The organism is Vibrio sp. PID23_8, from assembly GCF_003584965.1.
In the GTDB taxonomy this organism is placed as follows: domain Bacteria; phylum Pseudomonadota; class Gammaproteobacteria; order Enterobacterales; family Vibrionaceae; genus Vibrio.
This window is the reverse complement of the sequence record NZ_LIXE01000003.1, coordinates 205,106-217,112: the sequence shown is the minus strand read 5'-3', so window position 1 is coordinate 217,112 and position 12,007 is coordinate 205,106. Positions and strand designations below refer to the sequence as shown.

General features: G+C 43.6%; 11 protein-coding genes. 3 read left to right on the top strand and 8 right to left on the bottom strand.

The features are described 5' to 3' along the window. Positions 1-36: 36 nt before the first annotated feature. From AK966_RS07520 to AK966_RS07490, 7 genes are all read right to left on the bottom strand, one after another. Positions 37-255, bottom strand: a complete 219-nt coding sequence (locus tag AK966_RS07520) for a DUF6500 family protein (RefSeq protein ID WP_119463858.1) — start codon at positions 253-255, stop codon at positions 37-39. Between the two features lie 86 nt (positions 256-341). Next, the gene (locus AK966_RS07515) at positions 342-1,568 is read right to left on the bottom strand and encodes a carbohydrate porin (protein WP_119463857.1); all 1,227 of its coding nucleotides are present in this window, start codon (positions 1,566-1,568) and stop codon (positions 342-344) included. Positions 1,569-1,686: 118 nt separating this feature from the next. Beyond that, the gene (locus AK966_RS07510) at positions 1,687-2,316 is read right to left on the bottom strand and encodes a DUF3299 domain-containing protein (protein ID WP_099077791.1); all 630 of its coding nucleotides are present in this window, start codon (positions 2,314-2,316) and stop codon (positions 1,687-1,689) included. Between the two features lie 67 nt (positions 2,317-2,383). Continuing rightward, on the bottom strand, positions 2,384-3,715 hold the full coding sequence (locus AK966_RS07505; RefSeq protein WP_119463981.1) for an amidohydrolase family protein: 1,332 nt from the start codon (positions 3,713-3,715) through the stop codon (positions 2,384-2,386). A gap of 247 nt (positions 3,716-3,962) precedes the next feature. Further along, positions 3,963-4,961: a helix-turn-helix domain-containing protein gene (locus tag AK966_RS07500; RefSeq protein WP_119463980.1), complete on the bottom strand. Its 999-nt coding sequence runs from the start codon at positions 4,959-4,961 to the stop codon at positions 3,963-3,965. A 120-nt stretch (positions 4,962-5,081) separates the two neighbouring features. Next, positions 5,082-6,095 carry a DUF2955 domain-containing protein gene (locus AK966_RS07495; RefSeq protein ID WP_119463856.1) on the bottom strand — a complete coding sequence of 338 codons (1,014 nt, stop codon included), beginning with the start codon at positions 6,093-6,095 and terminating at the stop codon, positions 5,082-5,084. After that, on the bottom strand, positions 6,085-7,206 hold the full coding sequence (locus AK966_RS07490) for an HlyD family secretion protein (RefSeq protein WP_119463855.1): 1,122 nt from the start codon (positions 7,204-7,206) through the stop codon (positions 6,085-6,087). The genes AK966_RS07495 and AK966_RS07490 overlap by 11 nt, the downstream gene beginning before the upstream one ends. Before the next feature lie 375 nt (positions 7,207-7,581). On the opposite strand from AK966_RS07490, the gene AK966_RS07485 reads away from it, so the two are divergent. Then, positions 7,582-8,844: a hydroxymethylglutaryl-CoA reductase gene (locus AK966_RS07485; protein ID WP_099077795.1), complete on the top strand. Its 1,263-nt coding sequence runs from the start codon at positions 7,582-7,584 to the stop codon at positions 8,842-8,844. Between the two features lie 62 nt (positions 8,845-8,906). Here the strand turns inward: AK966_RS07485 and AK966_RS07480 are convergent, their stop codons facing one another. After that, positions 8,907-10,004: a ketoacyl-ACP synthase III gene (locus tag AK966_RS07480; RefSeq protein ID WP_119463854.1), complete on the bottom strand. Its 1,098-nt coding sequence runs from the start codon at positions 10,002-10,004 to the stop codon at positions 8,907-8,909. Positions 10,005-10,231: 227 nt separating this feature from the next. On the opposite strand from AK966_RS07480, the gene trxC reads away from it, so the two are divergent. Both trxC and AK966_RS07470 read left to right on the top strand, forming a co-directional pair. After that, positions 10,232-10,666 carry a thioredoxin TrxC gene (trxC, locus tag AK966_RS07475; RefSeq protein WP_119463853.1) on the top strand — a complete coding sequence of 145 codons (435 nt, stop codon included), beginning with the start codon at positions 10,232-10,234 and terminating at the stop codon, positions 10,664-10,666. Between the two features lie 175 nt (positions 10,667-10,841). Further along, positions 10,842-12,002, top strand: a complete 1,161-nt coding sequence (locus AK966_RS07470) for an MFS transporter (protein ID WP_099077797.1) — start codon at positions 10,842-10,844, stop codon at positions 12,000-12,002. Positions 12,003-12,007: the final 5 nt, after the last annotated feature.

The window sequence follows — 12,007 nt, the reverse complement described above, 5'->3', positions numbered from 1 at the left end:
AAGAATAACAAAGGGGTATTCAATGCCCCTTTTCTTTTATTCCTCAGATTCAACCAAAGCAATAATCTTGTTTGCTTTTTCAAAGTAGTCGAGTTGATGAGTTTTAATCCACCAAGTCGCCGCGTCCATCAATAGCGCCGGGTTATCATTCTTGTTGGCGAAGAAAAAGTAAAATGATACGCCTATATTCTCGCCTTTCTGTTCAATCTTCTTCCTACACACCTTGATGATTTTGTTTTTCAACTCAATGTTCATTATCTTACTCGTTGTAAAATTAACCAAAAACACAAGCACTGTATTAATATACAGACATTATTGGTAAGGCAAATAAACATAACCATCTAGATGAATATTCGTGCGCGAAGCCCTAATACCCAAGTACTGCCTTTATTGGAGAATGCCGGGTCTTTAATGTACTGAATATCCGGAGTGATCTGAATATAGTCATTCAAATGCATGATGTAATAAAGTTCAGCTGTAAACTGTTCAGAGTCCCCAACGCCATAGGCTTGTTCTAGGTTGTCGTTTACATGACTCCAGTTCACCGCAAAACCTAGGCTATTGGTCGGTTTCCCCAATCCAAAGTAACCAACGCCAACCGTTAGAGAACGATCATAAAGTGCCACATCACCTTCTGAGAAACCACCACGAACGAATGGCATCAATTGCTCTGTCGCAAAATAACTTGCTGAGAAATTAATCCCTTGTCCGCTTTCTTGGTTGGTTAAGTTGTGTTGAGTTCCACCGTCAAGGTGCCATGCGGTAATATGCACATTGTCGGTATAAATCTGTTCCTGTGATGCCGCCCAACCAAGCTCAAAAGAAGTAAATAGATTATGATCATTAAACAAAGTATCAAAACCATCAAATGGCTTATCAGAGCGTCCCTTACCATCGGCGACACCCGCAATCATGTAGATGTTGTCCGTTAGCATATGGCCAACAGCCAATCCTAAAATACCATCATCCGGCAAACCAATGGCTCCACCACCCGTACTGAATACCAAATTTGTAAACCCCGTCCAAGGGCTTGCTAGTGCATAAGCATCAACATAATCTGATGTATCTAAAAAACCAGCAATAAACGTTGTCTCACCACCGTTGAGGCTCTGCTTCCAATACAAGTTAGTTAAACGCATGCCTTGATCACTGTACGCCGAACCAATCATACCGGCGTAACCTAAGCCATCACCAATAAAAGCAAACTCTTTTGGCGCTAACTCACTGTATGAATGACGATGTTCAACTTTCCATACTAATCCCCCTATATTACCCGACTGCAAACCAACCAAGTTCCAAGTACCGTAAAATCGAGCAACTCCAGAACTGGCCGAGTCGTCTCCTCCTGTCACAGGATCTGTGGCAGATAAACCTAATGCTTGATAATCTAAGCCAAAAGTAAGGTTATGATTTTGTTCCAATGCCTCTCGCCAGTTTTGTTTTTTATGTTTTGTCTCTGCCAAAGTATTACCAACCGTATTGGGACTACCAAAATTGGCTGCATACAAAGAAGACGATGCGACAACGGACAGCGCAAGTAAACTAAGCCTAGGGATTGATGCGTTCATTAAATGGCCTCATTAAGTTGATAGGTAACAATCTTAACGATTCACGAAGCTGATAATTGCCATTAAGCAACAATTGCACATTTCTATCATTTTAACTGTCATGAATTGATTAAGCGGATTACTGATAAGCTCGAATAGAATCGGCATCCATTTGGTATACCGTCTCAACATCCATAGCCCCGTCGACGTAGGTAACGTCGGCTTTCACTTTTTCAATTTCAAATTCGCCTTTCACCCAAACAGGCTCATATAGAGACGTGAGCTTCAAGCCTTTCGGGTAGCTGACTAACACTATTTGATTGGCAGGTGGCGGTGGCGTATGGACACAAGCCCCGGAGGTAGGGACAAGAAAGAATTTTGTGACAATGTCACCATTAAATTCTACGGGCGTAATAAAGCCAGGAATTTCATAACTTTCGGCAGTGAGATCGGTATTAGGTTGTGTCGCAATCTTGCGGCGATAATCGGTGATCTCTTGCCTTTTCGAAAACAGCCAATCAACATCAACCCCTTCTTCACGAAGTTTTGCTTCAATCTCTTTTTTCGTTTGAAGCTGCGATTCATTCAACGCTTTGGATTGACGATACTTGGCGAGTGTACCTAACTCAAATAATTGCTCATCACTTAACGCAAGAAACGGGTCTTCAATTGGTGGGATCGCTGGGCGTAATTGTTCCCAGCTGATTTGCTCTGCCACTGCAGTCGATGAGGCTGCGAATAACAGACCTGCTAATACATACTTCTTCATACTTTACCCAAATACTAAACAATGAAAATTTAAAAGTTGGGAGAGCTTTTTGGCCCCCCATTATTTATTACAGGGTATTTTTATGAATCTTGCCGTCTTTCATGATGACTTTGAACTTATCTTCGTAATCATTAAGAATAGTGATATCTTCCAGAGGATTGCCATCCACGAGCACTACATCGGCATAAGCCCCTGGTTCTACAACGCCGAGTTTACCGTATTTGTATGGATTCATATCGCCAGACCAACTTAATACCTCCGCCGCATTTGACGTACCCATTTTCATAATTTGATATGGGGTAAAGCCCACTTTTTCCATCCAAACCATGTTGTCTGCTTGGCGCGTATTGTACGCCGGACCAAACATATCTCCGCCCGTTACAATAAGTACATCATGCTTACGAGCCCATTCAAACATCTGTTTAGCGCCCGCATTAACCTTAGCTGCTTTGGATTTTTGATCAGGGCTAAAGAACGTAATTTTTTCTGGTTCAGCAAACGCTTCTAAAGACATTACCGCTTGAGCAGAAAGCGCAACGCCCTCTTCTTTCATTCGTTTGATCGTATCTTCAGAAACCAAGAAATTATGCTCAATCACTTTAACGCCTGCATCAATCGCTCGGTTTACGGAACGATCATGATAGGCATGGGCCATTACGTAAGTGCCATAATCTTCTGCAACACCCACGATGGCTTCCATCTCTTCTTTCGAGAACTGAGTCATGTGGATCGGATCAAATTCACTTGCGACACCACCACCAGCCATGATTTTAATTTGTGTAGCACCAGATCGAAGATTTTGGCGAGCCGCACGACGTGCCTCTGTAACGCCATCAACGATGTAACCAAATCCATGACGCTCTAGATCATCAACACGCCCTGGTACATCGTTAAAGCTACCGGTATCAGCATGACCACCAGTTTGACTTAAAAAACCACCAGCAGGGAATAATCGTGGCCCATCAATCAAACCATTGTTGATCGCTTTTGCCATCCCCAGGATGTTACACCCTGCATCTCGTGCAGTAGTAAAACCTTGATCGAGATACTGCATCATTGATACGTGCGCACGCGCACCCATTGCCATTTGATCATAGCTATCGCGGCCAACTAACATCCCCTCTTGAATACACATATGAGAGTGCATATCGATCAGGCCGGGAATCATTGTCATTCCCTCTCCATTGATCGTTATGGTTTGTTTGTCCGTTTTAATCGGTTTTGCTGATATTTCTTTGATAAGGTTGTCAACGACAAGCACATTCTGATTCTTATGAATCTTGTCATCCGTACCATTGAAAACATTAACATTTGTAAACAGTGTTGATGCTGCATTCACGTTTAACGCAACCGAACACGATAACGCAACTAAACAGATCTTAGTCATAGAGATTTTCATTATTACACCTACGTACTTATGATTTGTGAAGTCCATTTCCCATAACTTCCTTGAAAAGAAATGAGGTGTTATGAAGCCAACCCATTCAACACAAAACACCAAACGCATATGAAATAGCAGGCTTATAATCAAAGCGTAGAAGTAATAATAAAAAACTTCAAGCAGCCAAATTGCCTTTAGGCGACAACGTGTTGAATCAGCTTTTAATTTAGACAGTGAAAGCCTCTACGAAAACAGAGACTTTGAATTATGACAAGGATTGGCGATAAGCTTTCGGGGTGGTATTCATCATTCGTTTAAAAGCACGAGTAAAGTGTGCCGAGTCCGAATACCCCGTTTTAAGCGCGATATGTGTGATGCTCAGTTCTCTATCTGCGAGTAACTCCAGCGTTTGCTTTAACACTAAGCTTTCGATAACTTCTCTGTAAGTCGTGTTCTCATTTGCTAACCGCCTTTGAATCGTTCTTGCATTCATGTCTATAAGTTCTCCAGCAAACTGAATAGAAATTTTGCCCATCGATAAATAAGGCGTAAGTGCACGAGCAAGCGCGAGGCTAAACTTATCAGCTTGCTCTATGGAATCAGTGCTAACGCCCGTTTTGAAAGGGGTAAAAGCAATAGGCTGATCGATTATAGAAGCTGAAATGTGGATTGCGGTAACTGGTCTTTCCGTATAGAACTGAGCGCACTTCATACCCGGTAATTGATGAAACGGTGTTGCATCTTCATCTTGAATGCCGACATCTGTCAGCCGCCAATTCGACCCTGTCAATTTTTTCAAAAGCTCATTCATGAACATTACTGAGAACATTTCTGCATAACGAAACCATTCTCGATCAGCCTGCTCTTTTTCTCTCACTAACCACCACCGGCCTGCTCTTTCTTGGGTAGTCAGCTTTACACTGTCTGAAACCTGAGCCAATAATTCAGCAATCTCTTGTAATGCCGCTTTTAGCGAATGTACTTGAGTCACTCGATTTGCAAATCGAGGCACATAGATATCATGACACAACGTCCACATCAGCAAAGCGAACTTCTCGGGAGGCGCGTTTTCCCCTAATGTTTGAAAAACAGATTTCAATGCGCTTTCAGGAACAAATGCATTTAGTGCCTTATTGATAAGAATATCTTGCGGCATTCGCGCGGACTCAAGCAAAGCGTGAATGTCGCCATCAATTTCTTTAAGCATGATAGCAAACAGTTTTACTTCTTCCGAATGAACTAATGGGATATCAGTATTAGGCATGCGTGCGAACATCCTCATCACGTAGAAAATTTACAAGTGTAAGTGTCATTTATCGCGGCTGTAGTTAGAGCATTTATCGCTTTACTAGGAAATTAAGCGTTATACCAATTTGGGTAAGTACTATGTTTGCAAAAATTTCCACTGCCGAGTTTCTAACAACAGAGAGGCAAAGATCATATAGCAGCTGACCACCACAAGTTGAAAGATTCGGACAAATGTATTGCTGTCGATATCACCAGAGCTCATCAACGTGCTACCGATCAATACCAATAACGTGCTGAATGCGGTGGCAAAGATTGGTGCCTTTTCCGGGACCGTGTAAATTTTGGTTCCAATTAACACCGCCAATAAAGCAATAAAAGCGGTGTAAAAAAATAGGTTTGGAACGATGGCGAGTATCGTAAATGCCAGTATCGCCAATAGACCACCTATCCCATTGCTGATAACCAAGAATACACTTAATTTTACGGATTTTTCTGATGTAATCATCAGTGACAGCAGCGCAACAAACATCATTGTTAGCAACGCTTCTGATATTTGAAAGATAAAGAAAAAGCACACCAAAGGAAATGAAATCAGCATCGCTCGAAATGCCGCATACCAGCGTTGTTGTTTAGACATTGGTGGCTCTGCATAGCCCGCGAATTCACTGCTCGGCTCCGGTAAATAAATATGCACCAGAGCAAAAATAAGCACCGATACTGCACCTGATGTTGCCAAGCCCCCAGCAAGAAAAACTGAAACCGCAGGATTATTTATCGACATAAATGGCAACATTAATACCGCTATCATGAGTATGGTCGCAAACAAATTCCATTTGGGGTTTGTAAACAAGTAATATCCCCACAGCATCATCCATCCGACCGCCATTAGCAACACGATGGGGTAGTGTGTGATCCCCCCTGATAAGAGCAAACCTAATCCCATCGTGGCAATTAAAGCCAACAATAGCTCATACACGGTTTCTTTATGAAGATTTGGCTTATCTATCAGAAACTTTGCGGTAAACACCGGCGCGACAAACGCCAGAGCCCAGTTAAGCCAAGCTGCGAGAAACACCGCTAAACCAACACCAACGGTAAAACGTAAAATCCGGCGTTGTATCGCGGTATCTAAGCGCAAATTATCGGACATAAGAAAGCACACTTAGCAGTCGAATCCATAACTTGCCTATCGTATTGAATACGACATTATCTCCACTATAGATGATGACATCGGCTTGACCACCAACCCGAAGCATACCTTGTACTTCTTCTCTATCGAACTCTATCGCAATGGGTAACATTTGTGTTTGACGGAGCCAACCAGTTTGTTGGTTCGCTTGAGCGAGTTTGCCGGCTTGCTGGTTTTGCCCCCAATCAACCCCCCAATCGATGCTACTCACTTTTCCCTTGAAGACCTTACCCGGAGCGAAATCTAAGGCGATCTCAACCTCATCACCGATACTTACGTTGCCTAAGCTATTCTCACGAAAATAGGCTTCGATCCAAATATCCTCTGTAGAAACAAACGTCATTATCGGTTGACCTGCCGATGCGTAGAAGCCTTCGGTTAAACTAAAATTCGATACCCCGCCTTGTGTTGGTGCACGAATGACTGTACGTTCTAAATTCAGTTGTGCTTGTTCAAGGGCGAGCAATGCCGCTTTCACTTGACTATTCTCTTCTCCTTCCGCGCCCAATTGCTGTTTCGATTTTTCAAGATCCGCTTCTGCATTCACAACATTTGCACGTGCTGTTGCCAATGCTGCTCTCGCTTTGTCTGCATCAGCTTTTGAAACGACCCCTTTCTCGGCCATCGCCAAAATACGATTTGCCTGCGCTTCCGTATTTTGGCGCTCGACGATTGCAGAGGTGAGTCGCGCTTGAGCCGAAGCAATAGAAGCGGTTTGGGCTCCTACATTTTGACCTGCGATTTCTAAATTCTCTTCCGCTTGTTTGACCGCAATCTCGTAATCTGATTTATCAAGTATTGCAAGCTCATCCCCCTCTTCTACCAATTGATTTGGTCTCACTCTAATATCTAATACATTTCCAGAGACTTGAGGTTTGATAGGCACGATATACCCTTTCACACGCGCGTTATCGGTGATAGGGATAATACGGTCAGAAACAATGCTAAACATGAGCATCGCAACGATAAACAAGAGGAAACAATTAGTCACCATTTTCACTTTATCTTTCTTATTTTTATTCTGGTTCGCAGCGACTTCCATTGGCTGTTTTTCTTGTTCGTTCTCGGACATATCATCCCCTTGTCATAAAGTAGATAGAACAACTTAAGAATATACCGTCCTTATCAGGGTTCAACTCATAAATTTGTGGGCTGAATGAATGCAACGAAAGTAATTTGCACAACTTTTACATTATCTGAAGCTTGCTTTCATAACTGACCTTGTAAGAATTGAAACCAAATAGAAAATCGTGCGACTTTCACACCGGGTCAATAAGTTATGACCAGATTTCTGACCGATTATTGCTTTCCAATTTCAGCAACAATTGTAATATTTTAGTCAAGTTTAAGCACAACGCCTCAAGTCCCTAAAGCCCTGCGGTTGCATGACGAATACATAGTGTTGTATCACTATTATTCCAAGCCAAACAAAGAATGGAATACTGATATGCCGAAATTGAATTTAGACAGTAAAAGGAGTCATTCCACACTCTCTAATATTGAAACCTGCGAAAAAGTACAATCGGCATTAGAACCGAAATACCATAAAGTAGTAAGAAAACTGTGCTTGAGTGCTGGACTGTCTGACAAACTGGTTAACCGTCGCTGGAACGTTCTGGCGTCCATAACGGACAAAGATCTCCTGCTCGATCCTTTCACACAATCTCATTACGACGACTATGCAAATAATATTGAGCACTTTATCGGTACCGTGAACGTTCCTGTCGGAGTTGCAGGCCCTCTTCGTATTAACGGATTGTTTGCCAATGACGACTACTTGGTTCCGTTAGCGACAACAGAAGCGGCGTTGGTGGCATCTTACAACCGTGGTGCCAATCTCATTACCGCTGCTGGCGGCGCGAGTACACTGTTGATCAGCGAGGGAGTGACTCGAACTCCGGTCTTCGCCTTTGTGTCAATAGCGGAAGCGGCTCAATTTGTCAGTTGGGTCGTGACACAATATGACATATTGCGCAAAGAAGCGGAATCTACGACGACGCACGGCAAACTCAAAGACATTAATGTCAACATAGAAGGTAACCATGTTTACCTCGTGTTTGAATATGTAACAGGTGATGCCTCTGGCCAAAATATGGTGACCATCGCAACGCACAAAGTATTTCACTATATTTTGCAACACTGCCCTATCGCCCCCGTCGATGCATTCTTAGACGGTAACTTATCTGGTGATAAAAAAGCGAATGCGCATACGCTGCGCTCGGTTCGGGGGAAAAAAGTCTCTGCAGAAGTGACTATCCCTGCGGAATTAGTGAAAAAGTATCTCCACACCACGCCAGAAAACATGGTTAAGTTTGGAAAAATGAGCATGGTTGGAGGATTGCTTAGTGGTACCATCGGAATCAATGCGCACTATGCAAATGCCCTAACTGCCCTTTATATCGCTTGTGGCCAAGATGCCGCGTGCGTGGCTGAGTCTGCCATCGGAATTACTCGCATGGACATAGACCAACAAGGTGACCTGTATGCATCGGTAACATTGCCCAACATCATGGTCGGCACCGTAGGTGGCGGGACGGGACTACCTACACAAAAAGCATGTCTTGATATTTTGGGGTTACATGGAAACGGTAAAGCCAAAGCCTTAGCGGAAGTGGCTGCTGCGCTTTGTTTAGCGGGAGAACTCTCTATCGTTGGTGCATTCTGTGCGGATCACTTCTCACGAGCTCACCATAAACTAGCAAGAAAATAATCCGTGAATCAACGAACAAAAAAGGGAGCGTTATGCTCCCTTTTGATTACCTACAGTATTGATTATGCTTCATCGCCACGAGGACGCTCATTACATAACTTGATTGCACGCTCTAAAAGCTCCAGTGCAGATTTATCGCATTCTGGCAGAACGGCATCACTTTCCGCGACAGGCGTTACGCTGTCTCCCCACTTCAGTACCGTAGCACCCCATGTTAAACCAGCGCCGAACGCCGCGAGTAACATGTTGTCGCCCGGTTTCACCCGGCCTTGCTCTACAGCTTCACACAACGCAATTGGCACGGTCGCAGCAGAAGTGTTGCCATAGTTTTGAATATTCACAAACGCTTTGTCTTGCGGAATGCCAGATAAATCACACAATGTTTGAATAATACGAATATTCGCTTGATGAGGAATAACCACATCAATTTGATCAGTGGTTAGCTGCGATGCTTTCAATACAGTTTTCGCCGCTAAGCCCATACCTTTCACTGCGCGCTTAAATATCTCTTGTCCAACAAAGTTAAAATCCCAGTAACCATTATCTTCTGCGAAACGATCCATACAAGTACCAAACTTAGGTACAGAGAGAATGTCACGACCTTTTGCATCACAGCCAATTTGCGATTGCAGTAGACCTACTTCTTGCTCAGTGCGCGTTAGAACCACAGCGCCAGCACCATCCCCGAACAATACTGCGGTATCACGCATTGCCCAGTCGATATAGAAAGAAAGACGCTCTGCACCAATGATGATGGCATTACGGTAGTTACCTGATTGAATCAGACGCGTGCCCGTTTCAAGACCGTATACAAACCCAGTGCACGCTGCGTTTAAATCAAATGCGGCAGCTGAACGAATGCCTAGGTTTTGCTGCACTTTAGAAGCAATATTTGGAATAAGAGAATCGGGTGAGCATGTCGCAACAATGATCAAGTCAATATCGCTCGCCTCTACACCTGCACAGGCCATTGCATGCTGTGCTGCCACGGTGGCCATATCCGACGTATTTACATGGCTAATGCGACGATTTTCAATGCCAGTGCGGGTACGAATCCATTCATCTGATGTATCGAGAAAAGTACTGAGGTCATCGTTAGAGAGCGTGGCTGGTGGGAGACACTTTCCCCAACCAGTGATTTCAGCATAGTAATTTGTCATCACAGACCTATTTATTGTTGTATTTAAATGAAATTTCTTAGAACCTAATCAGGTCCCAATACAAACTTGCCGTTCCATTTTTCGGCAAACTATACCCAAGGGCGTCGAACTAAGTCGCTTTTCTGAGCACAATTTCTCAGTAATTCGGATATAACATAATAAGTATACAAATAATGAGGCTGGCTGATAAGTCATGTTTTCATCAAGTTGTCATAAAGGAAGAAGTCATGTCATCGTTTAAAACTCGTTGTCCGTCTTGTGGCGGTTTAAATCGTGTTCCCAATGAGCGAGTCGCAGAGTCAGCAAACTGCGGTAAGTGTAAGGCTGCGCTGTTCGATGGCGCGCCAATTGAGGGAACGCTCGAAAACTTTTCTGCGCTGTTACAAAGTCGCACACCAGTCGTGGTCGATTTTTGGGCCCCTTGGTGTAATCCATGCGTCGGCTTTGCCCCTGTTTTCTCTGATGTCGCTCAAGATCAAGCCGGAAACGTCCGTTTTGTCAAGATTGATACAGAATCAGAGCAACAACTCGCTGCACAATTTGGCATTCGTAGTATCCCAACAATTATGGTTTATAAAAATGGTCAACGCGTCGATATGATCAATGGCGCATTGCCAAAATCTCAATTTGAACAGTGGTTAAATCAAGCACTTAGTAAATAACCCCATTCGCCAGTCTGTTTACGGGCTGGCGTTTTTATACAGTAATTCTTTATAGAATATCGATAAATTTCTTTTGTCGACACGAAAGAAATTTATCGTTTTACTTGCCTATTAATTAGACTCATATTCGCGCCAATTAACCCCTAAATTTTACTTAACTTATAGGCGCAAAACATTGGAAAACACAGCCATTCCTGCTGCATCGCCACGAGTCACAGTTCCTGTCGTAGCACTGTCTCTTTATGCAGTGGCGTCAGGCTATTTGATGAGCTTGATCCCTCTTATGCTTGGTGAATACAACATCTCTGCTGATTATGCGAGTTGGTTGGCGAGTGTGTTTTATGGCGGTCTACTGATCGGTGCAATGTTCTTTGAACGCATCGTGCACAGTGTTGGTCACCGCAAAGCGTTTGTAGGTTGCTTAGCGGCATTCTCACTAACTATCGTTGTATTGCCTATTGTACCTAACGGTGTAGTTTGGCTTTTTGCACGTTTTGTTGCTGGTATTGCCGTCGCTGGTGTATTTGTTATTGTTGAATCTTGGTTGATGGCCGGTGATGAATCATCACGCGCAAAACGATTAAGCCTATACATGCTGTCACTGTACGGAGGCTCAGCACTAGGTCAGTTTGGCATTGGGATTCTTGGCGTTAGCGGCGGTGTGCCTTTTATTGCGATCATCACACTGATCCTAATGGCAATCTTGGTATTGATGTTCATCGATTGTGAACAACCAAATAGCCAAGAATCAACAGCGCTATCACTTAAGCAAATCTCTAAACTAAACCATGCGGCGATCATTGGTTGTGTGGTTTCCGGCCTAACACTTGGTGCTATTTATGGCCTAATGCCTGTAGAGCTTGCAAACCGTAAAATTAGCCACCAAGACATTGGCACTTTGATGGCGCTCGTGATCCTAGGCGGCATGTTAGTTCAACCTATGGTGACAGCGTTAAACAAATACATGAGCCGTACCGTGCTAATGGCGTTTTTCTGTATTCTTGGTATTTTCTCTATCGGCCTGACATTCATCTCATCGTCAGCGGTAGTGCTTGCGGCATCACTATTCTTATTGGGTATGGCAACATTTGCACTTTACCCGATTGCGATTAACTTAGGTTGTGAGGGTTTGGATGAGCGCTTTATCGTATCAGCCGCTCAGGTGATGTTATTTAGCTACAGCGTTGGTTCTGTCGCTGGCCCTGTGGTTGCAGATAAATTTATGGGGCAAATGCACGGCTTATTGGGTTACCTATTCGCTGCTCTGCTTGCGACCTGTATCTACATGTTATTGGCAGCGACGAAATCAAAACATCAAATGGCTGCAGGCCTATAATCTTA